The 25,248-nt window shown below is 69.5% G+C and carries 27 protein-coding genes; 22 read left to right on the forward strand and 5 right to left on the reverse strand.

What is annotated here, in order from left to right; genetic code table 11:
- Positions 1-66: 66 nt before the first annotated feature.
- The gene (locus LDL49_RS00400) at positions 67-1,329 is read left to right on the forward strand and encodes an MFS transporter (protein WP_225288821.1); all 1,263 of its coding nucleotides are present in this window, start codon (positions 67-69) and stop codon (positions 1,327-1,329) included.
- Entirely contained in the window at positions 1,326-2,006 is a 681-nt protein-coding gene (locus tag LDL49_RS00405) for a peptidyl-tRNA hydrolase (protein ID WP_225288822.1), read from the forward strand. Before LDL49_RS00400 ends, LDL49_RS00405 begins: the two co-directional genes overlap by 4 nt.
- Here LDL49_RS00405 and LDL49_RS00410 read toward each other — a convergent pair.
- Positions 2,003-2,971, reverse strand: a complete 969-nt coding sequence (locus LDL49_RS00410; RefSeq protein WP_225288823.1) for a DUF3616 domain-containing protein — start codon at positions 2,969-2,971, stop codon at positions 2,003-2,005. The two genes, LDL49_RS00405 and LDL49_RS00410, sit on opposite strands and share 4 nt — an antisense overlap.
- Positions 2,972-3,142: 171 nt before the next feature.
- On the opposite strand from LDL49_RS00410, the gene LDL49_RS00415 reads away from it, so the two are divergent.
- The 12 genes from LDL49_RS00415 (at position 3,143) to LDL49_RS00470 (ending at position 15,648) form a co-directional block, all read left to right on the forward strand.
- The gene (locus LDL49_RS00415; protein WP_225288824.1) at positions 3,143-3,940 is read left to right on the forward strand and encodes a hypothetical protein; all 798 of its coding nucleotides are present in this window, start codon (positions 3,143-3,145) and stop codon (positions 3,938-3,940) included.
- Between the two features lie 34 nt (positions 3,941-3,974).
- Entirely contained in the window at positions 3,975-5,936 is a 1,962-nt protein-coding gene (gene ftsH / locus LDL49_RS00420; RefSeq protein ID WP_308016044.1) for an ATP-dependent zinc metalloprotease FtsH, read from the forward strand.
- 29 nt (positions 5,937-5,965) lie between these two features.
- A complete protein-coding gene (locus tag LDL49_RS00425) occupies positions 5,966-6,508 on the forward strand; it encodes a DUF937 domain-containing protein (RefSeq protein ID WP_225288825.1) in 543 nt (180 codons plus the stop codon).
- Between the two features lie 16 nt (positions 6,509-6,524).
- Positions 6,525-7,106 carry a Maf family protein gene (locus LDL49_RS00430; RefSeq protein WP_225288826.1) on the forward strand — a complete coding sequence of 194 codons (582 nt, stop codon included), beginning with the start codon at positions 6,525-6,527 and terminating at the stop codon, positions 7,104-7,106.
- A 10-nt stretch (positions 7,107-7,116) separates the two neighbouring features.
- Positions 7,117-7,872 carry an EI24 domain-containing protein gene (locus LDL49_RS00435; protein ID WP_225288827.1) on the forward strand — a complete coding sequence of 252 codons (756 nt, stop codon included), beginning with the start codon at positions 7,117-7,119 and terminating at the stop codon, positions 7,870-7,872.
- Between the two features lie 116 nt (positions 7,873-7,988).
- Positions 7,989-9,059 carry a DUF4192 domain-containing protein gene (locus LDL49_RS00440; protein WP_225288828.1) on the forward strand — a complete coding sequence of 357 codons (1,071 nt, stop codon included), beginning with the start codon at positions 7,989-7,991 and terminating at the stop codon, positions 9,057-9,059.
- Positions 9,060-9,337: 278 nt separating this feature from the next.
- Complete coding sequence (locus LDL49_RS00445) at positions 9,338-10,483, forward strand: LacI family DNA-binding transcriptional regulator (protein ID WP_225288829.1); 1,146 nt, start codon at positions 9,338-9,340, stop codon at positions 10,481-10,483.
- A gap of 132 nt (positions 10,484-10,615) precedes the next feature.
- Positions 10,616-11,872 carry a sugar ABC transporter substrate-binding protein gene (locus tag LDL49_RS00450; RefSeq protein ID WP_225288830.1) on the forward strand — a complete coding sequence of 419 codons (1,257 nt, stop codon included), beginning with the start codon at positions 10,616-10,618 and terminating at the stop codon, positions 11,870-11,872.
- A gap of 19 nt (positions 11,873-11,891) precedes the next feature.
- Positions 11,892-12,857 carry a carbohydrate ABC transporter permease gene (locus LDL49_RS00455; RefSeq protein WP_225288831.1) on the forward strand — a complete coding sequence of 322 codons (966 nt, stop codon included), beginning with the start codon at positions 11,892-11,894 and terminating at the stop codon, positions 12,855-12,857.
- A gap of 7 nt (positions 12,858-12,864) precedes the next feature.
- Positions 12,865-13,710, forward strand: a complete 846-nt coding sequence (locus LDL49_RS00460; protein ID WP_225288832.1) for a carbohydrate ABC transporter permease — start codon at positions 12,865-12,867, stop codon at positions 13,708-13,710.
- Between the two features lie 28 nt (positions 13,711-13,738).
- A complete protein-coding gene (locus tag LDL49_RS00465; protein ID WP_225288833.1) occupies positions 13,739-14,518 on the forward strand; it encodes a ThuA domain-containing protein in 780 nt (259 codons plus the stop codon).
- A gap of 8 nt (positions 14,519-14,526) precedes the next feature.
- On the forward strand, positions 14,527-15,648 hold the full coding sequence (locus LDL49_RS00470; RefSeq protein ID WP_225288834.1) for a Gfo/Idh/MocA family protein: 1,122 nt from the start codon (positions 14,527-14,529) through the stop codon (positions 15,646-15,648).
- A 3-nt stretch (positions 15,649-15,651) separates the two neighbouring features.
- Here the strand turns inward: LDL49_RS00470 and LDL49_RS00475 are convergent, their stop codons facing one another.
- The gene (locus tag LDL49_RS00475; RefSeq protein ID WP_214642774.1) at positions 15,652-15,993 is read right to left on the reverse strand and encodes a hypothetical protein; all 342 of its coding nucleotides are present in this window, start codon (positions 15,991-15,993) and stop codon (positions 15,652-15,654) included.
- A 133-nt stretch (positions 15,994-16,126) separates the two neighbouring features.
- On the opposite strand from LDL49_RS00475, the gene LDL49_RS00480 reads away from it, so the two are divergent.
- Positions 16,127-16,720 (forward strand): DUF1707 and DUF4870 domain-containing protein, encoded by a 594-nt coding sequence (locus LDL49_RS00480; RefSeq protein ID WP_225288835.1) that lies wholly within the window; start codon positions 16,127-16,129, stop codon positions 16,718-16,720.
- Between the two features lie 44 nt (positions 16,721-16,764).
- Here LDL49_RS00480 and LDL49_RS00485 read toward each other — a convergent pair whose 3' ends face one another.
- Entirely contained in the window at positions 16,765-18,192 is a 1,428-nt protein-coding gene (locus LDL49_RS00485) for an MFS transporter (protein WP_225288836.1), read from the reverse strand.
- A 26-nt stretch (positions 18,193-18,218) separates the two neighbouring features.
- On the reverse strand, positions 18,219-18,890 hold the full coding sequence (gene wrbA / locus LDL49_RS00490; protein ID WP_225288837.1) for an NAD(P)H:quinone oxidoreductase: 672 nt from the start codon (positions 18,888-18,890) through the stop codon (positions 18,219-18,221).
- A gap of 78 nt (positions 18,891-18,968) precedes the next feature.
- On the opposite strand from wrbA, the gene LDL49_RS00495 reads away from it, so the two are divergent.
- The 7 genes from LDL49_RS00495 (at position 18,969) to LDL49_RS00525 (ending at position 24,378) form a co-directional block, all read left to right on the forward strand.
- A complete protein-coding gene (locus LDL49_RS00495) occupies positions 18,969-19,472 on the forward strand; it encodes a MarR family winged helix-turn-helix transcriptional regulator (RefSeq protein ID WP_225288838.1) in 504 nt (167 codons plus the stop codon).
- 124 nt (positions 19,473-19,596) lie between these two features.
- Positions 19,597-19,929, forward strand: coding sequence for a putative quinol monooxygenase (locus tag LDL49_RS00500; RefSeq protein WP_225288839.1), 333 nt, complete (start codon positions 19,597-19,599; stop codon positions 19,927-19,929).
- Positions 19,930-20,035: 106 nt separating this feature from the next.
- A complete protein-coding gene (locus LDL49_RS00505) occupies positions 20,036-20,521 on the forward strand; it encodes a MarR family winged helix-turn-helix transcriptional regulator (protein ID WP_225288840.1) in 486 nt (161 codons plus the stop codon).
- Positions 20,522-20,795: 274 nt separating this feature from the next.
- Positions 20,796-21,461: a nitroreductase gene (locus LDL49_RS00510; RefSeq protein WP_225288841.1), complete on the forward strand. Its 666-nt coding sequence runs from the start codon at positions 20,796-20,798 to the stop codon at positions 21,459-21,461.
- Between the two features lie 195 nt (positions 21,462-21,656).
- Positions 21,657-22,223, forward strand: a complete 567-nt coding sequence (locus LDL49_RS00515; protein ID WP_225288842.1) for an NADPH-dependent FMN reductase — start codon at positions 21,657-21,659, stop codon at positions 22,221-22,223.
- 157 nt (positions 22,224-22,380) lie between these two features.
- Complete coding sequence (locus LDL49_RS00520; protein WP_225288843.1) at positions 22,381-23,046, forward strand: nitroreductase; 666 nt, start codon at positions 22,381-22,383, stop codon at positions 23,044-23,046.
- A 117-nt stretch (positions 23,047-23,163) separates the two neighbouring features.
- Positions 23,164-24,378: a low temperature requirement protein A gene (locus LDL49_RS00525; RefSeq protein ID WP_225288844.1), complete on the forward strand. Its 1,215-nt coding sequence runs from the start codon at positions 23,164-23,166 to the stop codon at positions 24,376-24,378.
- On the opposite strand, the gene LDL49_RS00530 is transcribed toward LDL49_RS00525, so the two are convergent.
- On the reverse strand, positions 24,283-25,149 hold the full coding sequence (locus tag LDL49_RS00530) for a sigma-70 family RNA polymerase sigma factor (protein ID WP_225288845.1): 867 nt from the start codon (positions 25,147-25,149) through the stop codon (positions 24,283-24,285). The genes LDL49_RS00525 and LDL49_RS00530 overlap by 96 nt on opposite strands.
- Between the last annotated feature and the right edge of the window lie 99 nt (positions 25,150-25,248).

Below are 25,248 nucleotides of genomic sequence, written 5' to 3' on the forward strand. Positions count from 1 at the left end.
GATTCTTTCACATATTGGCTATCCGGCCACTCGCGGCTCCAGGTGCGGATAAATCAGGATTAGCGGATGACCATAAGCACCACCACCCGGACCAGGCGGCTGCATCGGGCCTGGTTCGTCGCGGCCGTCGCGTTCGTGGCGATTCTCGGCGCGGCCGGGTTCCGTGCCACTCCCGGCGTGCTGATCACTCCGCTGCAGGAGGAGTTCGGCTGGACCAAGGGCACGATCTCGCTCGCGGTGTCGGTCAACCTGGTGCTCTACGGTCTGACCGCGCCGTTCGCGGCCGCCCTGATGGACCGGTTCGGGATGCGGCGGGTGGTGTCCCTCGCGCTGCTGCTGGTGGCCATCGGCAGCGGGCTCACGGTGCTGATGACGGCGAGCTGGCAGCTGCTGCTGTTCTGGGGCGTGTTCGTCGGGCTCGGTACGGGGTCGATGGCGCTGGTGTTCGTGGCGACGGTGACCGACCGGTGGTTCGTCCGGCATCGTGGGCTCGTCACCGGCGTGCTCACCGCGGCCGGGGCCACCGGGCAGTTGATCTTCCTGCCGGTGCTCGCCCAGCTGGCCGAGGGGCCGGGGTGGCGGGTGGCCTCGCTGACCGTGGCGGGGGCCGCGCTGGCGGTGGTGCCGTTCGTGTGGTGGCTGATGCGCGACCATCCGGAGGACGTGGGCACCACGGCGCTGGGGGCGGAGCCCGGCACGGTCCGTACCCCGCCGGTCCGGCAGAACGCGGCCGTGCGGGCGCTCACGGTGCTCAGGTCGGCGGCGCGGACCCGGGCGTTCTGGTTCCTGGCGGGCGGCTTCGCCATCTGCGGCGCCAGTACGAACGGCCTGGTCGGCACCCACTTCATCCCCGCCGCGCACGACCACGGCATGGCCGAGCCGGTTGCGGCGGGGCTGCTCGCGGTCATCGGGATCTTCGACATCGCGGGCACGATCGCCTCCGGCTGGCTCAGCGACAAGGTGAATCCGAAGGTCCTGCTCGGCGTCTACTACGGGCTGCGCGGGCTGTCGCTGATGGTGCTGCCGGGGCTGTTCGCGGCCACGACCGAGCCCAGCATGCTGATCTTCATCGTGTTCTACGGGCTCGACTGGGTGGCGACCGTGCCGCCGACCGTGGCGCTGTGCCGCCGGATCTACGGGGCGGACGGCGCGGTCGTGTTCGGCTGGGTGTTCGGCTCGCACCAGATCGGCGCCGCGTTCGCCGCCGTGGGCGCCGGGCTCACCCGCGACCACCTGGGCGCCTACGACCTGGCCTGGTACGTCTCGGGCGCGCTCTGCCTCCTGGCCGCCGGCATGTCCCTGGCCATCGGGCATGCTAAAGGGCGATGAGTGACGCAGAGTTGATGGTCCTGCCGCTGGTGGTCAGGATCGAGAGAGCGACGCCGCCCGAGCGTACCGACGCTTTGGAGGCGGCCGCGACGGCCGTGCTGAGCCTGCTCGACGACCCCGGCGAGTGGGGTGCGGAGCTGCACGCCTGGCAGTCCACCGGCAGGATCCGCAAGGTCGTGCGCCGGGCCAGGGGCGCCGAGTGGCGCCGGGCGCTGGCGCTGCCCGGCCGTACCGTCGAGCACCGTACGGCCGAGGTGCGCGTGCACCCGCCCGTGCCGCTCGACGACTGGCCCAGAGACCTCGCCCGGTTGCAGGTGTCGGGCACGGAGCTGACCGACACCGGCGACCTCGCGCCCGCCGAGCCGCCGATCCTGTGGGCCAACCCGGAGCTCGCCATGTCGGCGGGCAAGGCCATGGCCCAGGCCGGGCACGCCGCCCAGCTCGCCTGGTGGGCCAGCGACGAGGCCGAGCGCGCCGCGTGGCGGGCGGCGGGGCTGGCCGTGACGGTGCGCACCGCGGCGGCGGCCGACTTCCAGGCGAAGGTGGCCGCGGGGCTGCCCGTGGTGCGGGACGCCGGGTTCACCGAGATCGAGCCGGGTTCGTGCACGTTCGTCGCCGACGCGCCGTGGCTGTATGGGCGGGTCGCCACGGGCGCCGACGGTCGTGACGGACGCTAGATCTCGATCACGTCGGCCAGGACGCCGCCCGCCGGGGTGATGCGGGCGGGCGACGGGCTGTCGTAGACGATCATCAGCCGGCCGTCCGCCAGCACGGCCAGCCCTTCGGGATGGTCGCAGCCGATGCCGTACGGCAGCTCGGCGACGGTCTCCAGCTCGTCCGCCGCCACCACCTCGCCCGTTCGGTGGGCCCGCCAGCGCAGCACGCGCACCGGCCCGTCGAGGCTCATGCTCGGCCCGGCCAGCAGCAGCACGTCGCGGCCGTACGGGCACAGGTCCCGCACGCCCAGCCCGCCCAGGTCCAGGAAGTGCTTGCGGTACGGCTCGCGCAGCCGCAGCCGGCCCGGGTGGGTCTCGACGGGCCTGATCTCCAGGACCACCGCCCAGCCGCGCAGCACCGGGCCGCGCAGTCCCAGGTAGACCCGCTCGTCCAGCACCGCGATGCCCTCGATGTCGAGGCCGTTGTCCTTGCCGGGCAGCGCGAGGAACGGTGCGAGGTGCGGGTCGTCCGCCAGATGGGCGGCGATGTTGTCCCGGCCCGAGAGGATCGCGCCCGGCAGCGGGGCGTTGGTGGCGGGGTCGAGCGGCAGGCGTACCAGGATGAAGCGGTTCTCCTCGCGGACCACGGTCGCCAGCCGTTTGACGGCCTTGGCCGGGTCCTTGGCCGACTTGACGCGGCGGCGCTTGAGACTGTGCGAGCCGATGGCCCACAGGTGGCCGTCTGCCCTGGCCAGGCCCTCGATGTCCGCCTCGTCCTCGGGGCCCGCGGGCAGCCGTACGTAGTCGGCCAGCCGGAAGGTGCGCTGACCCGCGTAGTTCACGCCGGTCCAGGCGAGGTGCTCGATGGTGGCGGTCTCGTCCCCGGCCACCCACAAGCCGCTGCCGTCGTGCCGTAACGCGGAGAGATTCGTGTGCGTTCGCGAGGCTCGCGAGGCCGGGTCGAATCGGAGCTCCACCTGTTCCACGAAGCCATGATGACACTTCGGCCGCTTCATAAGCAGAATGGCGGGATTTGTCGTACGCTCCCGATCGTGCTCGATGGGGATGATGGGACCGAAGGTTCCCGTGTGAGAACTGCTGCCAGACCGGGAACCCCTGTTTCCTCACCCAGGCGATCCCGCATCGGCGATCTGCGGATGCGGGATGTATACCGGGGGCTCGCAGTCGTGACCGCGGTGGCGGTCGTCACTGTCACGCTGGTCATGCTGCTCCCGTCGCGGCCGGACGAGGTCGCCGCACGGCCGGTTGCCGCGCCATCGGCCGTGCCGACCTCGTCCACGCCGCCCTCCGCGTCTGCCTCCGCCTCGTCCGAGCCGTCGGTGTCTCCCTCGCCGGTCGACTCCGCCGCGGCGGCCGCTCCCCAGGCCACGCCGACTCCCGGCTCGTCGCTGGCGCCCGGATACACCGCCATGGAGGCCCTGTACGCCGACCCCCGCGTCCCCAAGCTGCCGAAGAAGGCCGCCCGGCTGAAGATGACCAAGCCCGGCAGGGGAGTGGTCAAGGACCCGCGGACCGGCCTGGTCGTGCCCAGGCTCGGCAGGCCGTGGAAGGCGCACCACGCGGCGCCGTTCACCAGCAAGCAGGTGCTCCCGCTGAGGCGCGGCTCCAACCAGCGGGGCATGCTCGTCACCTGCCCGCTCCCGATCGAGGAGCAGAAGTCGGCGCGCGACACCGCGCTGCTCGCCGCCCGCTGGACGCTCAACCACCATCCCAAGGGCGGCCGGATCCGCTGGCAGGTCTCCCAGCCGATCAAGGGCGGCTGGCTGCTCACCTACCAGGTCAGGTACGGCAAGCACGTCTCCCGGGCCGCCGTGGTCGTGCTCGACGGGGGAATGGCCAAGCCGGGGCTGGCGTTCGTGACAGTGCCGGAGTCGCAGCGGAACAGGTGGCGTGACATCACGCGCGTGGTTTCCGGGGTGCGTGTTCTAGGCTAGAAGATCATGGACGGCGATATGGGGGAGTGACGCCGTGGAACGCCCAGGTCAGCCGAAGGCGCCTGACAAACGCTCGGGTCAGCCACAGGCGCCTGACAGAGACAAGCCCAAGCCGCCCTGGCGCGCGGAAGGGCTGCCCGGCTCGTCCGGCGGTGGTCGTCCGAAGATCAACTGGTGGCGCTTCGTCGTCACGCTGCTCGTCGTCTACGCGGCGTTCTTCCTGGTCTCGTCCTTCTTCGACACGGATTCCGTCGAGACGGTGTCCTACACCGAGTTCACCAAGCAGGTGACCTCGAAGAACGTCAAGGACATCTACGCCACGGGCCTGTCGGTCGAGGGCGACCTGCGGGCCGCGGCCAAGGATCCCGACAGCGGCAACAAGTCGTACACGAAGTTCAAGACGGAGATCCCCGCCTTCGCCAACAACGACCAGCTCTACCAGCAGCTGGAGAGCAGCGGGGTCGACATCAAGGCCGACCCGATCAACGGCGGGCGCGGCTTCTTCGTGAACCTGCTGCTCTCCCTGCTCCCCGTTCTGCTGCTGGCCGGGCTCTGGATCTGGGTCATGCGCCGCGGCGCCAGCATGATGGGCGGCGGCGGGCTGAGCGGCCTCGGCCGGTCCAAGGCGGCCAAGCCGGTCGAAGCGGGTCAGGTACGGGCCACGTTCGCGGACGTGGCGGGCATCGACGAGGTCGAGAACGAGCTCGTCGAGGTCGTCGACTACCTGAAGGACCCCGACAAATACCGCAGGCTCGGTGCCAAGCTGCCCAAGGGCGTGCTGCTCGCCGGGCCTCCCGGCACCGGCAAGACGCTGCTGGCCCGCGCCGTGGCCGGTGAGGCGAACGTGCCGTTCTTCTCGGCCAGCGCGTCGGAGTTCATCGAGATGATCGTCGGTGTGGGCGCGTCACGGGTACGCGACCTGTTCGAGGAGGCGCGCAAGGTCGCCCCTTCGATCGTGTTCATCGACGAGATCGACGCCATCGGCCGGGCCAGGGGCGGCGCCGGCGGCATCGGCGGGCACGACGAGCGCGAGCAGACGCTCAACCAGATCCTCACCGAGATGGACGGCTTCTCCGGCGTCGAGGGCGTCATCGTCATCGGGGCCACGAACCGGCCGGAGATCCTCGACCCGGCGCTGCTGCGGCCGGGCCGGTTCGACCGTACGGTCCAGGTGGGGCTGCCCGACGCGGCCGGCCGTACCGCGATCCTGGCCGTACACAGCAGAAGCGTGCCGCTCGACGGCGAGGTCAGCCTCGACCAGATCGCCAAGACCACGCCCGGCATGACCGGCGCCGACCTGGCGAACCTCGTCAACGAGGGCGCGCTCCTGGCCGCCAAGCGCGGCAAGGAGAAGGTCGGCATCGCCGACTTCGCCGACGCGCTGGAGAAGCTGCAGCTCGGCGCGGCGCGCAGCATCGTGATGCCGGAGGAGGAGCGCACCAGGACCGCCTTCCACGAGGCCGGCCACGCGCTGCTCGGCATGCTGCAGCCGGGCGCCGACCCGGTCAGGAAGATCTCGATCATCCCGCGCGGGCGGGCGCTCGGCGTCACGCTGTCCACGCCCGACACCGATCGTTACGCGTACGACGAGCAGTATCTCCGGGGGCGCATCACCGGGGCGCTCGGCGGGATGGCGGCCGAGCAGGTGGTGTTCGGCGTGATCACCACCGGCGCCGAGAACGACCTGGAGCAGGTCACCATGATCGCCCGCGGCATGGTCGGGCGCTGGGGCATGTCGGAGAAGGTCGGGCCGCTGACCATCCTGCCCAGCGACGGCCAGCCGCCGCAGGCCTCGCCCGCCATGCTCGCCACCGTCGACGAGGAGGCGCGGCGGATCGTGGACGAATGCTACGAGCGCGCGCTGCGCGTCCTGAGCGAGAACCGCGACAAGCTCGACGCCATCGTCGCCGCCCTGCTGGAGCACGAGACGCTGGACGAGGCGAGCGCCTACGCCGCCGCCGGGCTTTCCGGGGACTTGGGCAAGCCCGTAACGTAAATTGAGGCCCTGCCGGGCAGGTCTCCGATGTGACACTCAACGACGAGCTTCTCGCAGAGCTCGGCGATGCCGGGCTGGAGGAGGTCGCCGGGCTGCTCGGCACGGACACCGCGACGGCCCGCATCGTGCTCACGACGGTGTCCGCCACCATCATCGGCGGCCTGGCGCGCAACGCCGCGCACCCTGAAGGTGCGGAGGCGCTGCGCGCCGCTCTCGACGACCACGTGGACGCCGACCCGTTCAACGGCGACGTGGCGTCGCTCTCGCGTGACGGGCAGAGCATCCTGGGGCACGTATTCGGCGGGCAGGGCGCCGAGCAGGCGGCCGAGGGGTTGTCACGGCTGGTGGGGATCGACGCCCGCACCATCATGAGGTTGCTGCCGCTGATCGCGCCCATGATCATGTCGTTGCTGGCCGGGCGGGCGACTCACGGAAGGATGGAGGCCGGGGCCGTCGCCGACGCCCTGAACCAGGAGAGCGCCGCCCTTCCCCCCGAGCTGGCCGAGCTGCTCGGCGCGATCTTCGAGGGCGACTCCATGGACGTACCCGGGCAGCCGAACTTCGACAGGTGACCGGTAAGCTGGTGCGGTGATCATCCTGGCCTCAGCGTCCCCTGCCCGGCTGGCCCTGCTCCGCAGCGCCGGACTCGACCCCAAGGTGATCGTCAGCGGTGTCGACGAGGAGGCATACACCGCCTACTCGCCCGCCGCGCTCGCTCTTGAGCTGGCCAAGGCCAAGGCGTCGGCGGTCGCGAGCGGGCTCGACGAGGGCCTGGTCATCGGCTGCGACTCGATCCTGGAGCTCGACGGCAGGCCGTACGGCAAACCGGCCACGGCCGAGGAGGTGCTCGAGCGGTGGCGGATCATGCGCGGCCGGACCGGACGCCTGGTGACCGGCCACTGCGTCATCGACGTACCCGCCGACCGGCAGGTGGCCGAGGTGTCCACCACCGTGATCCACTTCGGCCGGCCGTCCGACGAGGAGATAGCCGCCTACGCCGCCACCGGCGAGCCGCTGGGCCTGGCCGGGGCGTTCAGCATCGAGGGGCGGGGCGGCTGGTTCGTCGAGGGCATCGAGGGCGACCACGGCAACGTGCTCGGCATCTCGCTGCCGCTGCTCCGCAACCTTTTCGGCGAACTGGGCTACGCGGTGACGGCCTTCTGGCGCTAGCGTGCCGGGCATGCGATCAGTACGCGACTTCTTGGCGGGCGTCGGCTTCTTCTTTCAGGGTGTGGGCTGGGTCGCCAAGCATGGCCGGTGGTGGCTGTTCGGGTTGATCCCGGCGCTGCTGGCCTTCGTCGTGTACGTGGTGGCGTTGATCTTCCTTGGCACGAACGCGTCCGACATGGCGGAATTTCTTACGCCATTCGCCGACACGTGGGGGTGGCGGGACCTCTTCCGTACGCTGATCGGGATCGCGCTGGTCCTCGGCGGGCTGGCGCTGGCGGTGCTGACTTTCACGGCGCTCACGCTGGCGGTCGGGGAGCCGTTCTACGAGAAGCTGTCCGCCACGGTGGATCCGCTGCCGGGGGCGGAGGAGCAGCCGTGGTGGCGCACCTTGCCCCGGTCCATCAGGGACAGCCTGGTGACGTTGGGCTATGTGCTGCTGTTCACCGTGCCGCTGTTCTTCCTGGGCTTCGTGCCGGTGGTCGGGCAGACGGTGGTGCCGGTGCTGGGGGCCATGGTCTCCGGGTTCTTCCTGACGGTGGAGCTGACGACGCTGGCGCTGGAACGGCGGGGGATGGGGCGTAAGGAGCGGTTCGCACTGCTGCGGGGGAACAAGGCGGGGGCGTTGGGGTTCGGGGTGGTGGTGTTCTTGCTGTTCTTGGTGCCTTTTGTGGCGGTCGTAGCGATGCCGGCGGGGGTGGCGGGGGCGGCCCTGTTCGTCCGCAACCGCTTGGCCCCAGCTCCCGCCCCTGACCTCCCGCCCGCCTGACCGTCCGCTCCCTGGCTTCCTCGTCCACGACACCCCGCCCTCATCTGGCTCCCCTTATCCCCAGAACTCGGTTCGGCGCATCGGCGACCCCCTCCGTCCAGGCACCCTCATGCCTCATGACGACCAACGCCTCCGAGCCCTGCCTGACTCTGGCCAGCCCCACCGACGTCCTCGCCGCGGTGCCCTACCTCGTGGGGTTCCACCCGGTCGACAGCCTCATCGTGCTCGGCCTCACGCGGGGCCGGGCCAAGCTGGCGACCCGCTGGCCGCTGCCGTTTCCCCCGGGCACGCTGGAGCCTTTGTCGGCGCTGTTCGACCGGGAGGCCATCACCCACATCATCCTGATCGGCTACGGCCCCGGAGACCGGGTCACCCCCGCCGTGGACGAGGCCCGCCGACTGGCCGCCCGGGCAGGCGTCGGCGTGGACGAGGCCCTGCGAGCCGAGGGCGGCCGCTACTGGTCGTACGTATGCGACGTGCCCCAGTGCTGCCCTCCCGAAGGCACTCCGTACGACCCCTCGACCAGCCAGATCGCCGCCGAGGCCACCGTCCACGGCCTGGTGGCCCTGCCCGACCGCCAGAGCCTGGAACGCACCGTCGCCCCCCTCACCGGCCCCGTCCGGGTGTCGATGCGGCGCGCCACGGCGGACGCCGTCGCCGAGTTCCGCACCCGGCTGATGGAGGCGACGGACGCGAACGCGTTCGCCCAGCAGTTCGTCACCCGAGGCTTGGTCAGAGTCCGCGCCGCCCTGGCCACCCACGCCGCCGGTGGCCGCCTGGACGACGCCGAAGCGGCCAGACTGGGCCTCGACCTGGCGGTGATCAGAATCCGCGACGAAGCCTGGACCCTGGCCGGCGACTCCCACGCCGCCCTCTGGAAGGACCTCACCCGCCGCCTGGAGCCACGCTTCACCCCACCGGCCGCGTCCCTGCTGGCCATGGCCTCCTGGCGCACGGGCGACAGCGTCCTGGCCACCATCGCCCTCGAACGCGCCCTGACCACCGACCCGACCTACTCGATGGCCAACCTGCTCATGCACGCCCTCCAGCAACTCCTGTCCCCGGCCACCCTGCTCGACCGCCTCCCGGCCCCGTCCGAACTGGACACCGCGATGGGCCCCGTCCACGCGGGCTGGCTGATCCCCCTGATCAACGTCCTCGACGAAGACCACGAAACGGCCGCCTGACCCAACCCCCCTCAACCCACGACCGTGCGCTCCAGGTCGTCGACGCCGAACCTGCGCAGACGGGTCTTGGCGAGGGAGTCGTGCTCGGACGCGTCGCCCGTCCGCTCTCCAGCGATGATCACTTGCGGGGGTGCCGGCCGGTCGCTCCGGCGTGAGGCCGGTCGGCCCGTCTCCGAGCGGCGCGCGTACAAGGCGCCCGATGACAGGCGCCGCGGGGTGTAGACGTCTGGGTGCGCGTCGGTCCACAGTCCTCCGGCCGCCGCGATTCTCCGCTCACCATGACGACGCGGCGGATTGCGAAATGTTGCAGGGAGATGTCTTGCGGCTCGGACGATCGGCGTCGTAGCCTGTCGGCACTTGCCATTGATACGCATCGACGATTTCCCCAGGGAGGTGTCATGGCGGCGTTCACCAGCAAGGACGTCGCGCGTATCGCCGGTGTCTCGCAGAGCACCGTGTCCTATGTGATGACCGGCAAGCGACCCATTTCCGAGCGCACGCGGCAGCGGGTCCTGGACGCGATGGAACAGCTCACCTACGAGCCGCACTCCGGTGCCCGGGCTCTCGCGGGACGCCGCACCCGAGTGGTCGGTCTGGTGGTGCGCTTCGGGGCCGGGGGCGATGCCTTCGGGTTGCTGCCGTTCATCGAGACCATCGCCAACTCGGCCCGCGCCCATGATCACGAGGTTCTCCTCGTGACCGCGGACGAGGGCTCCGCGGGGCTGCGGCGCCTCGCCGGACGGGCCCTGTGCGACGCGATCATCATGATGGACATCGAGGAGCACGACGACCGGGTCCCGGTGGCCGCCGCGCTGTCCGTTCCGGTGGTGCTCATCGGTGTGCCGGCCGACCCGGCCGGGCTGCACTGCGTCGACCTCGACTTCGAGGCGGCGGCCCGGATGGCCGTCGACGAGCTGGCCGACACCGGGCACGACGAGATCGTCGTGGTGGGTTACCCGGCCTCGGTGATGGAGCGTGGCCTGAACTACGTCGGCCGCTTTCTGCGATCGGCGCGGCGGCAGGCGCAGGTGCGCGGCCTTCCGCTGACAGTGATCGAACCGGTCGAACATGGACAGGAGGCCGCCGCGGCCGATCAGCTCCTCACCCGGCGGACCGGCGGGCGTCTCGGAGTGGTGGTGCCGCACAGCGACGCGATCGTGCCGCTGCTGAATGCGCTGCGGAAGCAGGATGTCGTGCCGGGTCGTGACATCTCCTTCATCGGCCTCAGCCCCGACCGTGAAGCCGGACAGTCCGATCCGCCGTACACGAATATCTCTGTGGAACCGCGCGACGTCTCGCGGCGCGCGATGGAGACGCTGTTCTGGTTACTCGATCCGAGTTCCGGGGTGGAACGTCCCCCAATCGACCTGGTCGCGCCACGACTCACCCGTCGTACGACCGTGATGCCTACTCCCTCCAACTGATCACTGGTGGCCTCGGCCAGAGGCCCTGATACGCATCGTCGATGCGTATCGACGCACAGCCGTACAACAGCAGTCGATACGTATCGACGGCTTGCTTCACCCCGGAACCCTCCGTATCCGAAAGGACACGACATGATCCGCTCCCCCCGCTCCCCCCGCTCCCCCCGTTCCCGCCGAGCCCAGGCCGCGCTCGCCTCGATGCTCACCCTGCCCCTCGCACTCACCGCCTGCGGCGGCGGCTCGAACGGCGGCTCCAACAGCGGCGGCGACTCCTCGACCCTGCGGGTGCTCGACTACTACAACAACGACCCGGGCAAGGCGGTCTGGCAGAAGGCCATCGACGCCTGCGGCAAGCAGGCCGGTGTCACCATCCAGCGCGAGGCCGTGCCCGGAGCGACCCTGATCCAGAAGGTGCTCCAGCAGGCGTCCTCGCGGACCCTCCCGGACGTCCTGATGCTGGACAACCCCGATCTGCAGCAGATCGCCCAGAGCGGCGCCCTCACTCCGCTGAACGACCTCGGGCTCAAGGCCGACGGGTACGTGGAAGGCGTGGTCAGCGCCTCGACCTACAAGGGCAAGCTCTACGGCCTGCAGCCGATCACCAACACCATCGGGCTGTTCTACAACAAGGACCTGCTCGCCAAGGCGGGCGTGACGCCGCCGAAGACCTGGGCGGAGCTGAGGACGGTGGCCAAGAAGCTGACCTCCGGCGGCACGTACGGGCTGGCGTTCTCGGCACCGGCGAACTACGAGGGCACCTGGCAGTTCCTGCCGTTCATGTGGTCCAACGGCGGCGACGAGAAGAACATCGCGACGCCGGAGACCGCGCAGGCCGTGCAGCTGTGGGTCGACCTGATGAACGACGGCTCGGTGTCGAAGTCCGCTCTCAACTGGACCCAGGCGGACGTCAACGACCAGTTCCGGGCGGGCAAGGCCGCGATGGCGGTCAACGGGCCGTGGCAGTTCCCCGCGTTGGACGAGGACAAGAGCGTCAAGTACGGGGTGGCGCAGATCCCGGCACCGGTCGCGGGCAAGCCGATCGTCGCGCCGCTCGGCGGTGAGACGTGGGCCGTGCCGCAGACCGGGAACAAGGACAAGCAGGCCAAGGCCGCCAAGGTCGTCGCCTGTCTCAACTCGGACGACAACCAGCTCAGCCTCGCCAAGGACACCCAGACCATCCCCACCAAGAAGGCGCTGCTGGAGAAGTTCAGCTCGAGCAACCCGAACATGGCCGGTTTCGTGGACCAGATCCCGACCGCGCGGGCCCGCACCGGTGAACTCGGCGCGGACTGGCCGAAGGCGGCCACGAAGATCTACACCGCGTTCCAGTCCGCGCTGACCGGCCAGGCCGCGCCGGCCAAGGCCCTGGAAACGGCCCAGAATGGTTGAGCACCCACAACAGTCCACTATGGAACGTCAGACAGATCCACCACCGCCGGTGACCGTGGCGGATGACAGGACCGTTGCCGGACCCCGCTTCTGGCACTCGCTCCGCTTCCAGACCCGCGCCGCGCAGGTGCTGTTCCTGGCCCCCGCCGTGATCTACATGGTGGCGTTCTTCGGTTACCCGATCGTCAAGAACTTCGTGATGGCCTTCCAGGAGTACTCGACGAGCACCTTCTACACCGGCGAGGCGCCGTGGGTCGGGTTGGCCAACTACTCCGAGGTGGTGTCCTCCCCGGTGTTCGGCAAGGCCATGCTGAACACCGTCCTGTTCACCGCCGGCTCGATCGCCGGGCAGTTCGTCATCGGTCTGGCCCTGGCGATGTTCTTCCGGCGCCGCTTCCCGCTCAGCGGTGTGCTCCGGTCGTTGATCCTGCTGCCGTGGCTGATCCCGCTGATCGCCTCCGGCGCGGTCTGGCGGTGGATCCTCGACAAGGACAACGGCGCGCTCAACCGGTTCCTGGCCGCCATCGGAGTGGCGAGCGACCACCCCGGCTGGCTGACCAGCACCTCGCTGGCCCTGGTGGCGGTGATCCTGGTGAACATCTGGGTCGGCATCCCGTTCAACCTGACCATCCTCTACGGCGGGCTCCAGGACATCCCGGAGGATCTGTACGAGGCGGCCGCGCTGGACGGGGCGGGCGGCTGGCAGCGGTTCCGGTATGTGACCTGGCCGTTGCTGCGCCCGGTGGTGAGCGTCGTGCTGGTGCTCGGCGTGGTCTACACGATCAAGGTGCTGGACGTGATCCTGGCGCTGACCGGCGGCGGACCGGCCAACGCCAGCCAGACCATCGCGACGCAGTCGTACCACCTGTCGTTCCAGCAGTTCGACTTCGGTCAGGGTGCCGCGCTCGGCAACATCCTGATCGCGATCTCCCTGGTGTTCGCCATCTTCTACCTGCGCGCCAACCGGCGTGCCGTGGACGAGTGAGGCCGTCATGACCCCCACCACACTTGGCGCGGCCCGGCGACGCCGGCACACCCGCGGCGGCTGGGGCAGCACCGCCGCCGGGATCGTCATCCTCGCCGTGCTGCTGTTCCCGATCTATTGGATGGTCAACGTCTCGCTGCAGCCGAGCGGCTCGGCGGTCGGCACCCCGTGGCTGCCGTTCGACCTCAGCTTCGACGGCTACGCCACCGCGCTCGGCCAGCAGGGCCGCAACCTGGTCACGAGCCTGGTCGTCGCCCTCGGCTCGGTCGTGTTCAGCCTGCTGATCGCGATGCCGGCGGCGTTCGCCCTGGCGCAGTTCAAGATCCGCTTCGCGGGCGCGTTCCTCTTCGGGATCCTGATCTCGCAGATGATCCCGGGGATCGTCATCGCGAACGCGCTCTACACCGCCTACAACGACCTGGGACTGCTCAACTCGATCCCGGGCCTGATCCTCGCCGACTCGACCGCGGGCATCCCGTTCGCGATCCTGATCGTCCGCGCCTTCATGATCAACATCCCGCGGGCGGTCCTGGAGGCCAGTCGGGTCGACGGGGCCGGTCACGTCCGGACGTTCGTCTCCATCGTGCTGCCGATGAGCCGCAACGCGCTCATCACCGCGGCCCTGTTCACCTTCCTCTTCTCCTGGGCGGACTTCCTGTTCGCCCTCACCCTCACCACGACCGAGGACGTGCGCCCGGTGACGCTCGGGCTCTACACCTACATCGGGACGTACGTCAACGACTGGAGCTCGGTCATGGCCACCGCCGTGCTCGCCTCCATCCCGGCCATCGTCCTGCTCGTCGTCGCCCAGCGCTACGTCGCCGCGGGCACGACGGCAGGCGCCGTCAAGTGACAGCAACCCCCAGCAGAAAAGGTTCGACATGACAAACGGAAGCTCCGGCCCGCTGCGTGTGACGGTGTGGGGCGAGAACCGCCACGAGCAGATCGAGGAGCACGTGGCGAAGATCTATCCGAAGGGCATGCACACGACGATCGCGGAGGGCATCGAGGAGAACCTCGCCGACGGCTGCGTCGTTCGAACGGCGACCCTCGACGACCCGGAGCACGGGCTGACCGAGGAGGTGCTGGCCGACACCGACGTGCTCACCTGGTGGGGTCACGCGGCGCACGACGAGGTCACCGACGAGGTCGTCGAGCGCGTCCACCGGCATGTGCTGTCCGGGATGGGACTCGTCGTACTGCACTCCGGGCACTGGTCGAAGATCTTCACCAAGCTGATGGGTACGAGTTGCACCCTGCGCTGGCGCGACGAGCACGACCGTGAGCTCATCTGGACGGTCGACCCCACGCACCCCATCGCCCAGGGCGTGCCGCACCCGCTGATCATCGACGAGGACGAGATGTACGGGGAGTTCTTCGACATCCCGGCACCGGACGAGCTGGTGTTCGTCAGCTCATTCAGCGGCGGGGAGGTCTTCCGCAGCGGCTGCACGTTCCGCCGCGGCCACGGCAAGATCTTCTACTTCCGGCCGGGGGACCAGGCGTACCCGACGTACCACCACAAGGACGTGCGCCGGGTCATCGCGAACGGCGTCGCCTGGGCCCGCACCGACCGGCCGGATCGGCGCCATCCCGTGCTCCTGCGGTACGCGACCGGGGAGTTCTTCGAGGGCCAGGGCTACACGGGACCGCTCCAGTGAGCTTCCGGATGATTCCCTCCAGCCCGGCGGATCCGCTCCGCGTGGTCATCGTCGGCGCCGGCGGCATGGGCCGCGCCTGGCTGGCCACCGTCGCCGACTCGCCCGAGGTGCTGCTCACCGGCATCGCCGACCTGAACGTGGCGCTGGCCCGCGACGCCGCCGACTCGGCCGGCCTGCCGGACCTGCCGGTCGGCGCCGACGCCGTCGCCCTCGCCCGGCAGACCGGCGCCCAGGCGCTGATCAACGTGACCATCCCCGAGGCGCACCACCCGGTGACCACCGCGGCGTTGTTCGCCGGTCTGCCGGTGCTCGGGGAGAAACCGGTCGCGGAGAACGTGAGCCGGGCGCTGTCCATGGCCGCCGCGGCCGAGGTCACCGGCGAACTGTTAATGGTCAGCCAGTCCCGCCGCTGGAACCCGCAGCTCGCCGCGCTGCGGGGGATGACCGCGCGGCTCGGCGCGATCGGCACGGTGAGCACGGCGTTCTTCCGGTCCGAACGCTTCGGCGGGTTTCGCGATCTGATGGCCTACCCGCTGCTCATCGACATGGCGATCCACGCTTTCGACTCGGCGCGTTTCCTGCTCCGGGCCGAGCCGGTGACGGCGTACTGCCAGTCGTACAACCCGCCGTGGAGCTGGTTCGCGGGGGACGCCAACGCGACCGTGGTGTTCGAGATGGAAGGCGGGACCCGGTACGTCTACAACGGCAGCTGGTGCAGTCCCGGCGACATCACCTCGTGGAACGGGGCCTGGCGGGTCAGCGGCGAGAAGGGCACCGCGCTCTGGGACGGCGACCACGAGCCGGTCCTCGAGGCCGAGGTGGACGCCGATGAACCGGCCGGCCCGCCGTACTCCGGGATCACCGGCGCCTTGCAGGTGTTCGTGCGGGCGCTCCGGACCGGGGAGCCGCCGTCCGGCGAGGTGCACGAGAACGTGATGAGCCTGGCGATGGTGGAGGCGGCGGTGCGGTCCGCGACGAGCGGCCGGATCGAGCGCCTGGACGACGTGCTCGACCGGGCCCACGCGCAGGCGCTGGGGGAGGAGACCCGGACGGACGTACGGGACGCTCTCGCCGGATGGTCCTCGGTGCGGGACGTGCTGGCCGGCGCCGCGCGGGTGGAGACGCGATGACGGCTACAAGTTCTCCTCGCGACGCCGCCGTTCGTTGTACGCGCGCATCCGGGGTGGGTAGCCCATGATCTGAACGTCGTACACCGGCAGGGCGAGGTCTCGGGCGACCTTGTGGATCACGGCGGGGGAGCCGACCCGGCGGCGGGTCCACTCGCCGTCGTCGGCCACGGCGACGGCCGTGGTGTCCGTCGCGAAGGTTTCGGGCTCGACGAAGAACTCGACGCCTCGCCGCGATTTGGCGAACGCGATGAGGGCCTCGATATCGGCGTCAGTGGCCTCCCGGTCGAACTTCGCGATTTTGGAACCGCGCAGCCGCCGAATGCCGTAGCGGTCTCGCCATCTCATGAGTCCTTTTTATACCGCCAAACGGTCACGCGCGTCGGGGTGATCTAGGGGACACATCGGGGATTCTCCCGATGGCCATGATGACGTGCGGGGGGTCAGTATGGATGGTGACCGCCCGATCCTAAGGAGAGGCATGACTGTTATGGCTGGGCTACCCACACCCCGGGGCCCGGGACAGGTGCCGCCGGCTCATCTGCGCGTCACCAACCAGGACCGCGAGCATGTGGTCGAGCACGTCCAGGCGGCCTACGCCGAGGGGCGCTTCGACAAGCTCGAGTTCGACGACCGGCTGGAGCGCGCGATGACCGCGCGTACGCACGGTGATCTGATGCCCATCATGGCGGAGCTGTACGGCACGGGCGCCGTCCCCAGGATCAGCCCGATGGCCGCGCCGATCCGGCCCGAGGCGGCACCGGAGAGCAACGAACGGCTCGGGGCTTCGGCGGCTCACCTGCTGACGCTGGTGGGCTTCCCGATCATCGGCCCGCTGATCCTGCTGCTGACGGGTGGCAAGACCTCGCCGTACATTCGGCGGCACGCGTTGGAGGCCCTGAACTTCCAGCTCACGGTGGTGGGGGCGACATTCCTGCTGCCGTTCACCGTGATCGGGGTGGTGCTTATTCCGGTTATTTGGGTGGCAGCGGTCGTGCTGTCCATTGCCGGTGGCATTTCGGCGCTCTCGGAGAACCCGTTCAGGTATCCCATGACGGTTCGCCTGGTGAAGTAACGCGTGGCCGGGCTCCTGGGGCGGGTGTTCCGGGTCGCCGGTGGTCAGGCGCGCCGGTGCCGCGGCAGCAGCACGCTGACCACCGCGATGGCCAGGCCGATCCCGGCCGCCATGAGGAAGACCAGGTCGTAGCCGGCGGCGAGGGCGTCGGCCGGGGGACTCACGCCGGCCTCCGTCGCGGCTCTGGTGCTCGCGGCCGTCGCGAGCACCGCCAGGCCGATCGATCCGCCGACCTGGACGGCGGTGTTGGCCAGGCCGCCGGTGATCCCCGCGTCGCCCTCGGGAACGTCGGCGGTCGCCGCGGCCATGAGGGTCGGGAAGGTCAGCCCGATGCCGGCCGCGATGAGCAGCGTAGGCCCGAGCACGCTGGTGACGTAGCCGCTGTCGGCGTGGGCCTGGGAGAGCCAGCCGAATCCGGCCAGGAAACATGCGCTGCCGGCCAGCGTCAGGGGGCGCACACCGGTTCGCGGTAGCAGGGCGGCGGCCCATCGCGCGATCACCATGAACGTCACCGCCGCGGGTGTCTGCCCGAGCCCGGCTTGCAGCGCACTGTAGCCGAGGACGTTCTGCAGGAAGAGCGACGTGAAGTACCACATCGCGATGGGAATCCCGCCGAACAGCAGCAGCATGGCGTTGCCGACGGCCACTCCCCGGATCCCGAACAGCCGCAGGGGCATCATCGGCCGGCTGGCGAAACGCCCCTCCACCAAGGTGAAGACGACGAGCAGCAGCAGGCCCGCCGCTACTGGCCCGATGACCAGCGCGGACGTCCAGCCGTGATCGGCGCTCCGCATGACCCCGTAGATCAGCGCGGCCAGCCCTGCCGTCCCCGTGACCGCACCGGGGAGGTCGAGCGGTTCCCGCCGGCCGGTTCGCGTGCCGGCCAGCGACATCATGGCCACGACGATCAGCACCGCGCCGATCGGCACGTTGATGAGGAAGACCCACCGCCACGACAGGCCGGTGGTGATGGCACCGCCGGCGAGCGCGCCGGCCATCCCGCCCACCCCGCCCGCGGCGGACCATGCGCCGAACGCCTTGGCACGCGCCTTCGGTTCGGTGAAGGAGGTGTTGAGCACGGCCAGCGTCGCGGGGGCCAGCATGGCGGCGCCGATGCCCTGCGTGACGCGGGCCGCCACCAGGACCTCCGCGGCGCTCGCCAGGCCGCCGACCAGGCTGGAGGCGGAGAACGCCACCAGCCCGGCGGCCAGCATCCGGCGCGGGCCGAACAGGTCGGTGGCGCGCCCGCCCAGCAGCATGAAGCCCGCGAAGGTGAGCAGGTAGCCGTTCACCACCCAGGCCAGGCCGGTGGGTGTGAAGCCGAGGTCCGCGCGGATCGAGGGCAGGGCGACGTTGACGATGGACGCGTCCAGGATGACGATGAACTGGCAGGCACAGGCCAGCGACAGGAGTAACCAGGCGGGGCCGGCATGCGGTCTGGCCTGCTGGGGCGCGGTGCTGGTGCTTGTCATGACTTTCTCCCTTGCCAACCCGCCGCTCACGCGTTCTGGGAGGCTGTGGCGGCCACGGTTTCGCGGGCGTTTCCCTCGCTCGCGGTGATGCGGCCGCCTTCCAGCAGCCGGATGGTGATCTGAGCCAGCCGCCGTCCCTGGTACCTGGCCGCTTCCAGTGCCGCGCTGTCCGGGCCGTCTCCGGTCGGGCCGGTCACGTACGACGTGCCGTAAGGGTTGCCGCCCGCGGCGTACACGGCCGGATCGGTGAATCCGGGCGGGACGATCAGCGCTCCCCAGTGGTAGAAGACGTTGCCCAGCGACAAGATCGTGGCTTCACTGCCGCCGTGCCGGTTGAACGCCGAGGTGAATGCCGTGACCGGTTTGTCGGCCAGTTTCCCGTCCCGCCACAGCCCGCCGGCTTGGTCGATGAACTGCTTGAGCGGCGCGGCCGGTGTGCCGAACCGGGTCGGCGTTCCGAACGCGAACGCATCGGCCCACGCGAGGTCCTCGACCGCGGCCTCGGCGATCGACGTGGCGGCGTCGGCGTGGCGCCGCCACTGCGGGTTCTGGTCGATCGCGTTGTCGGGTGCCAGTTCGGCGACCCGCCGCAGTCGCACCTCGGCCTCGGCCTCGGCGGCGCCCTGGGCGACGGCCTGCGCGAGTGCGTGCACCGTGCCCGTGGCGCTGTAGTAGATGACGGCGACCTTCACGGTCATGTCCGGCTCCTCGATGTGATGTAGGATTAGTTATGCAGATAACTATTATGCGAATAACTAAAATGTCAAGGAGTGTCCGTGGACTTCGACCAAGCTGACGCCCTCAACCAGGCCATCCGCCTGCTGAGCCTGCGCCATCGGGCCAGGGCCGCGGCGCTGCTGGCCCCGCTCGGCCTGCACCCCGGACAGGAGGCACTCCTGCTCGAACTCGCCCGGACCGGCCCGACGATCCAGGCCCAGCTCAGCGAGGCGCTCGGGTGCGAGCCGCCCAGTGTCACGCTCATGACCCGCAAGCTCGAAGCCGGCGGTCACATCCGCCGCAGGCCCGCCCCCTCCGACAAGCGCGCCACCGTCGTCGAACTCACCGACAGCGGCAAGGCGCTCGCCGACCAGGTCAAGGAGTTGTGGTGCGCGCTGGCGGAGGAGACCGTGACTGGCCTGCCGGCCGACACGGTGGCAGAACTACCCGGCCTTCTCACCACGCTGACCGCGAACGTCGACACCCGGCGCCCCCGCCACCTGCACGGCCGCAGGCACGATCTGGCCGGGCATGTCGATCAGGGCCCCTTGGCCGGCGACTGAGAATCGAGGTCCGCAGGACGCGCTGTCGGGCGATGGAGGCCGGTGTGCTGAGTGGTACATCGATTCGGCGAGTGGCTGACGCTAATCTCGACCTGTACGCAGCTCACCGAAGGAAATGGCCTCCATGATCTTCATCACCGCGAAGTTCCGCGTGCTGCCCGAGCACGCCGACCGGTTCACCGAGATCGTCGGCGACTTCACCCAGGCGACCCGCGACGAGCCTGGCTGCCTGTGGTTCGACTGGTCGCGCAGCGTGGCGGATCCGACCGAGTATGTGCTGGTCGAGGCGTTCCGCGATGACGAGGCCGGGGCGGCGCACGTCCAGTCGGAACATTTCAAGCAGGCGCAGCGCACCCTGCCGCCGTACCTGGCCGAGACGCCGCGCATCGTGAACGCGACCGTTCCTCAGGACGACTGGTCCCTGCTCGGCGAGATGGCCGTACCCGGACGGGACTGAGCGCCCGCAGCGGCTGACATCGGCCTGCGTCGCTGCCCTGGCGCCGAGCCGAATTAATTTCATTTGCTACGGTCTCGAATGAGAAGATGGCCGGTAATATCACCTCATGAGCGCCGATGCTCCTCGTAGGACCACCGCCTCGCGTGCGACCGACCGCCCCGGGGATGCCTCGCCCTTCGCTCTCGGCCTGCTGTTGCGTCAGGCGCACTGGCGCGCGGCCACGGTCATGTCAGAGGCACTCCGGCCGTTCGGCATCGAGTTGCGGCACTTTGCCGTGCTGATCGTGCTGGTCGACCGCGGGCCCACAGTGCAGCGGGACTTGGCGGCGGCGACGGGGTCGGACAAGGCGGGAATCATGCGGGTCGTGGACGACCTGGAGCGTAAGGGGCTGGCCGTACGCAAGAACGTTCCGGGGGACCGGCGGGTGCGGGCGGTCGAGATCACCCCTCAGGGCGTGGAGCTTTTCGATGCGGCCCATGTGGCGGCGGAGCCGCTGGCTGAGCGGCTGGTCGCCGACCTGGGGTCTGACGGGTCCGAGCAGCTGAGGGATCTGTTGACCCGGTTCGCCTATCCCGCGGACGGCGAGGCGTAAGCGCGCTCGCGCAACCGGTCCGCACCTTCGACCTGCGGACGGCAGGGAGCCGTGAACGGCTCGTCGCTTCGACGGCGCGTGCTTTCCCGCAGGAGACGCCAGTGTGGAGATCGCTCCTGTAGCTGGGCGTAGCAGACGACGTTGGCGATCGGTTCCTGTACGAGGCATCTTTCCGCCCGATGTGGGGACACGTTTGCCATCGAATGGTATCGAATGATACTTTCGTAGATGAAACCGTCGTGAAAGCTACAGAACTGGATGGGAGGTTGGGATCTTGGACGTCTACGAGGCGGTCACGAGTCGGCGGGCGGTGCGGGGGTTCAGCGATCGGCCCGTTCCTCGGGAGGCGCTGGAGCGGGTGTTGTCGGCTGCGGCTTGGGCACCCTCCGGGTCGAACCTTCAGCCCTGGCGGGCCTATGTGGTGACGGGCGAGCCGCTGGCTGAGCTGAAGAAGCGTGCCGGTGAGCGGGTGGCGGCCGGTGATCCTTGGGATGAGCGCGAGTATGAGATGTATCCGCCGGCGCTGAAGTCTCCCTACTATGAGCGCCGCTCGGCCTTCGGGGAGGAGCGGTACGGCGCGCTCGGTATCGCACGGGAGGATTGGGAGGCGCGGCAGCGGGCCGCAGCCGATAACTGGCAGTGTTTCGGAGCGCCTGCTGCCCTGTTCTGCTACATCGACCGTGACATGGGCCGGCCTCAGTGGGCTGATCTCGGCATGTTCTTGCAGACTGTCATGCTGCTGCTGCGCGCCGAGGGCCTGAACAGTTGCCCGCAGATGGCGTGGTCGGTGTTTCGCAAGACGGTCGCCGAGGTGGTGTCTCCCCCGGAGGGGCTCGTCCTGTTCTGTGGCATGTCGATCGGGTTCGAGGACGTCACGGTGGATTACATCCGTACGGGCCGGGCGCCGCTCGACGAGACGGTCACGTTCGTCGACGGCTAGTCCACCGAAGAAGGACGCGCTACGTCGCGGCCAAGGCAGTGCTGTTCGCGCGCCGGGCAGCCCCTGCGGCGTGGCCGCCAGACCCGAAGACCTCCTCGGCCCGGTCTTCTTCATCGCCTCTTCTGGGGCCGACTCCATCACTGGCCAGACCGTCGATACCGACGGCGGCACGTTCATACATCGAGAGGAAACGCCATGACCTACACCGTGGGCTACATCGTCGGGAGCCTGTCCCTGAAGTCGATCAACAGGAAGCTCGCTCTGGCCTTGAGCCGTCTCGCGCCGCCGGAACTCCGCCTCACGGAGATCCCCATCGGCGAGTTGCCCCTGTACAGCCACGATTACGACCCGAGCTACCCCGCCGTGGCCCTGGACTTCAAGGACGCGATCAAAGCCTCCGACGCCCTGCTGTTCGTCACTCCCGAGTACAACCGGTCCATCCCGGGCGCGCTGAAGAACGCCATCGACTGGGCGACCCGGCCCTATGGATCCAACGTGTTGAACGGCAAGCCGTCCGCGATCATCGGAGCCTCGCCCGGCCCGATCTCCACCGCGGTCGCACAGCAGCACCTCAAGACCATCCTGTCCTTCACCAACTCCCCGGTGCTGGGGCAGCCCGAGGCCTACATCCAGTTCAGCAAGGGATTGATCGACGACAAGGGCGACATCCAGGTGCCGTCCACCGCCGAATTCCTGACCGGATACATGCGGGCCTTCGCGGCGCACATCCGACGCCACCACCACGACATCCCGGACCTGTAGCCCGTCCACCAGGCCGCGGTCGGCGGAGCGAGGTTCATCCGGCGCTTGCCGTCGAGCAGCCCGGCCCGCCGAAGTTTTGACAGCACCTCGTCACATTCTCCGGTCCTCAACTGTCAATTGAGTAGGCATGTCGAGCGGCGAGAGAGGCGGCGGACCCTTGGACGTCTATGAGGCGGTCACGAGTCGGCGGGCGGTGCGGGGGTTCATCGATCGGCCTGTTGCTCGGGAGGTGCTGGAGCGGGTGTTGTCGGCTGCGGCTTGGGCGCCGTCCGGGTCGAATCTGCAGCCGTGGCGGGCCTATGTGGTGACGGGTGGGCCGCTGGCTGAGTTGAAGAAGCGCGCGGGTGAGCGGGTGGCGGCCGGTGATTCCTGGGATGAGCGCGAGTATGAGATGTATCCGCCGGCGCTGAAGTCTCCCTACTATGAGCGCCGCTCGGCCTTCGGGGAGGAACGGTACGGCGCGCTCGGTATTCCGCGGGGCGATTGGGAGGCGCGGCAGCGGGCCGCAGCCGATAACTGGCAGGCATTCGGAGCGCCTGCTGCCCTGTTCTGCTACATCGACCGTGACATGGGCCGGCCTCAGTGGGCTGATCTCGGCATGTTTCTGCAGACTGTCATGCTGCTGCTGCGCGCCGAGGGCCTGAACAGCTGCCCGCAGATGGCGTGGTCGGTGTTTCGCAAGACCGTCGCCGAGGTGGTGTCTCCCCCGGAGGGGCTCATTCTCTTCTGTGGCATGTCGATCGGGTTCGAGGACGTCACGGTGGATTACATCCGTACGGGCCGGGCGCCGCTCGACGAGACGGTCACGTTCGTCGACGGCTAGTACCTGTTGTCACAGATCGCACTGCTGCCCTGTCTTTTCCGACGTACCGGACGCTGCGCAGCTACAGGAGCGAAGACCTTGCCACCACTCGGCACCATCATCCGAGTCCGAGTCCGGATGAGCGCTCGTCCCATCGACGAGCCGCACCGCACTTCGAGCCCGCTCGAGCTGCTGTTCGACCTCACCTTCGTGGTCGCGGTCGCCAGCGTCACCGCCCAGCTCGCGCACAGCATCGCCGGCGGTCACGGTCTCGCCGGGCTGGTCCCGTTCCTCCAGGTGTTCTTCGCCATCTGGTGGGCGTGGATGAACTTCACGTGGTTCGCCTCGTCCTATGACACCGACGATGTCGCCTACCGGCTGCTGACCATGGTGCAGATGGCCGGCGTGCTGACCCTCGCCGCCGGCGTGCCCGCCGCCACCGGTCACGCCGACTACAGGATCGTCACCCTGGGCTACGTCATCATGAGGATCGGGCTCGTCGCCCAATGGCTGCGGGCCGGTCTCGAAGACCGGGCGCGCCGCCGCACCGCGCTGCGCTACGCCGCCTGCATCAGCCTCGTGACACTGGGCTGGGTGCTGCGCTTCCTGATCGCGGAGACGGGAGCCTTTCCCTGGTTCTCCGGTCTGCCGTCCTTCATCATCCTGGATGTCCTGGAACTCGCGGTCCCGCTGTGGGCGGAACGGACCAGGGCCACCAACTGGCACCCGCACCACATCGCCGAGCGCTACGGCCTGTTCACGATCATCCTGCTCGGTGAGAGCGTCCTGGCCGCGAGCCGGGGCGTCGAAGGGGCGCTCGAAACGGGCGAGATCAGGGCGCCCTTGGTCGTCATCGCCGGGTGCGGCCTCGTCCTGCTGTTCGCTCTCTGGTGGCTCTACTTCCTCGTGGAAGCCGGGGAGGGGCTCAGCGACCGCCGTCATCGGTCGTACCTGTGGGGGTACGGCCATTACGGCATCTTCGCGGCCCTGGCGGCCCTCGGCGCCGGGCTCGAAGTGGCGGTGGAGCAGAGCGGGCACGGCGTCGCGGCATCACCGTCGGCACTCGGCTACGCGGTCGCCATCCCCGCCGGTCTGTATCTCGTCGCGCTGTGGGCGGTCCACGCGCTTGTCACCACCGAGCCCGTCATCCATCCCGCGGCGGTCCTGGGTTGCGTCACCCTCATCTTGTCGCTGCCACTCGCGACACCGCGGATCGGCGTGGCCGCTGTGGTCGCGGCGATCGCGGCCGGCTGCGTGCTATTGGTCGCCGTCACGATCATGACCGCGGCTGTCGGGGCCCGCGCCGGAGCTCGCCGCCAGGCCCCGCAGCCTGTCAGCTCTGGCGAGTCGTGAAGCGGACTCCCCGTTCGTCCTCGTCCAGGCCCCGTCGGCGCCGGCCCAGAACCGGCCGCCGAACGCCTTGACGTGCTTCGCCACTCGCGACGCGCCCTCCACGGGGATGCGGGATACCCGCCCGCCGCCGCAGGAGCCGGAGCCGGTCACGTCTGCGGTGAAGAGCTCTTCCAGCGCGGTCAGGTCGCCGGAGCGGGCGGCGGTGACGAAGGCGGTCAGCAGCCTGCGTTGTTCGGCCCTGGCCACGGGGATGCGGCGTTCGACGAGCAGGTGTTTGCGGGCCCTGCTGACCAGCTGGCGTACGGCCGCCTCGCTGAGCCGGACGATGTCGGCGATCTGCCCGTAGGGGTAGTCGAACGCCTTCCGCAGCACGTACGCCGCCCGTTCCGTGGGCGAGAGCCGCTCCAGGAGCAGCAGCACCGCGAACTCCAGGGCCTCGCCGCGCTCGGCGCCTATGTACGGGTCCGCGCCGGTGTCGGCGGGTTCGGGCAGCCACGGGCCGATGCAGGTCTCGCGGCGCATGCGTACGGACTGGGCGGCGTTGATCGCCAGCCGCGTGGTCACCGTCGCCAGGAACCCGGCCGGGCTGTCCACCGTGGCGCGGTCGTACGCCTGCCAGCGCAGCCAGACGTCCTGCACCAGGTCCTCGGCTTCGGTGGCGCCCAGCATCCGGTACGCGATCCCGAACAGGCGCGGCCGCACACCGGCGAACACCGCCGCCGCCTGTTCGAGCTCTTCCGGACCGCCTGCTCCAGGATCAGCCACTGCCATCGCCCCCGCTCCGGCATCCCTTTTGTCGACTTGTGCGAGCTTTGGGATATTTCTGGCATATTACCTGTCGCCTATCTCGTTGGGCAGTAGGGCCAGGCA

The sequence above is a fragment of the Nonomuraea aurantiaca genome (assembly GCF_020215705.1).
Classification (GTDB): Bacteria; Actinomycetota; Actinomycetes; order Streptosporangiales; family Streptosporangiaceae; genus Nonomuraea; species Nonomuraea aurantiaca.

What these genes read in the sequence shown, in the direction of transcription:
- LDL49_RS00400 (WP_225288821.1), top strand. Translation starts at nt 67, where the DNA reads ATGACCATAAGCACCACCACCCGGACCAGGCGGCTGCATCGGGCCTGG.
- LDL49_RS00405 (WP_225288822.1), top strand. Translation starts at nt 1,326, where the DNA reads ATGAGTGACGCAGAGTTGATGGTCCTGCCGCTGGTGGTCAGGATCGAG.
- LDL49_RS00415 (WP_225288824.1), top strand. Translation starts at nt 3,143, where the DNA reads ATGCGGGATGTATACCGGGGGCTCGCAGTCGTGACCGCGGTGGCGGTC.
- LDL49_RS00435 (WP_225288827.1), top strand. Translation starts at nt 7,117, where the DNA reads ATGCGATCAGTACGCGACTTCTTGGCGGGCGTCGGCTTCTTCTTTCAG.
- LDL49_RS00440 (WP_225288828.1), top strand. Translation starts at nt 7,989, where the DNA reads ATGACGACCAACGCCTCCGAGCCCTGCCTGACTCTGGCCAGCCCCACC.
- LDL49_RS00445 (WP_225288829.1), top strand. Translation starts at nt 9,338, where the DNA reads ATGACGACGCGGCGGATTGCGAAATGTTGCAGGGAGATGTCTTGCGGC.
- LDL49_RS00450 (WP_225288830.1), top strand. Translation starts at nt 10,616, where the DNA reads ATGATCCGCTCCCCCCGCTCCCCCCGCTCCCCCCGTTCCCGCCGAGCC.
- LDL49_RS00455 (WP_225288831.1), top strand. Translation starts at nt 11,892, where the DNA reads ATGGAACGTCAGACAGATCCACCACCGCCGGTGACCGTGGCGGATGAC.
- LDL49_RS00460 (WP_225288832.1), top strand. Translation starts at nt 12,865, where the DNA reads ATGACCCCCACCACACTTGGCGCGGCCCGGCGACGCCGGCACACCCGC.
- LDL49_RS00465 (WP_225288833.1), top strand. Translation starts at nt 13,739, where the DNA reads ATGACAAACGGAAGCTCCGGCCCGCTGCGTGTGACGGTGTGGGGCGAG.
- LDL49_RS00470 (WP_225288834.1), top strand. Translation starts at nt 14,527, where the DNA reads ATGATTCCCTCCAGCCCGGCGGATCCGCTCCGCGTGGTCATCGTCGGC.
- LDL49_RS00475 (WP_214642774.1), bottom strand. Translation starts at nt 15,993, where the DNA reads ATGAGATGGCGAGACCGCTACGGCATTCGGCGGCTGCGCGGTTCCAAA.
- LDL49_RS00480 (WP_225288835.1), top strand. Translation starts at nt 16,127, where the DNA reads ATGACTGTTATGGCTGGGCTACCCACACCCCGGGGCCCGGGACAGGTG.
- LDL49_RS00485 (WP_225288836.1), bottom strand. Translation starts at nt 18,192, where the DNA reads ATGACAAGCACCAGCACCGCGCCCCAGCAGGCCAGACCGCATGCCGGC.
- wrbA (WP_225288837.1), bottom strand. Translation starts at nt 18,890, where the DNA reads ATGACCGTGAAGGTCGCCGTCATCTACTACAGCGCCACGGGCACGGTG.
- LDL49_RS00500 (WP_225288839.1), top strand. Translation starts at nt 19,597, where the DNA reads ATGATCTTCATCACCGCGAAGTTCCGCGTGCTGCCCGAGCACGCCGAC.
- LDL49_RS00505 (WP_225288840.1), top strand. Translation starts at nt 20,036, where the DNA reads ATGAGCGCCGATGCTCCTCGTAGGACCACCGCCTCGCGTGCGACCGAC.
- LDL49_RS00515 (WP_225288842.1), top strand. Translation starts at nt 21,657, where the DNA reads ATGACCTACACCGTGGGCTACATCGTCGGGAGCCTGTCCCTGAAGTCG.
- LDL49_RS00525 (WP_225288844.1), top strand. Translation starts at nt 23,164, where the DNA reads ATGAGCGCTCGTCCCATCGACGAGCCGCACCGCACTTCGAGCCCGCTC.
- LDL49_RS00530 (WP_225288845.1), bottom strand. Translation starts at nt 25,149, where the DNA reads ATGGCAGTGGCTGATCCTGGAGCAGGCGGTCCGGAAGAGCTCGAACAG.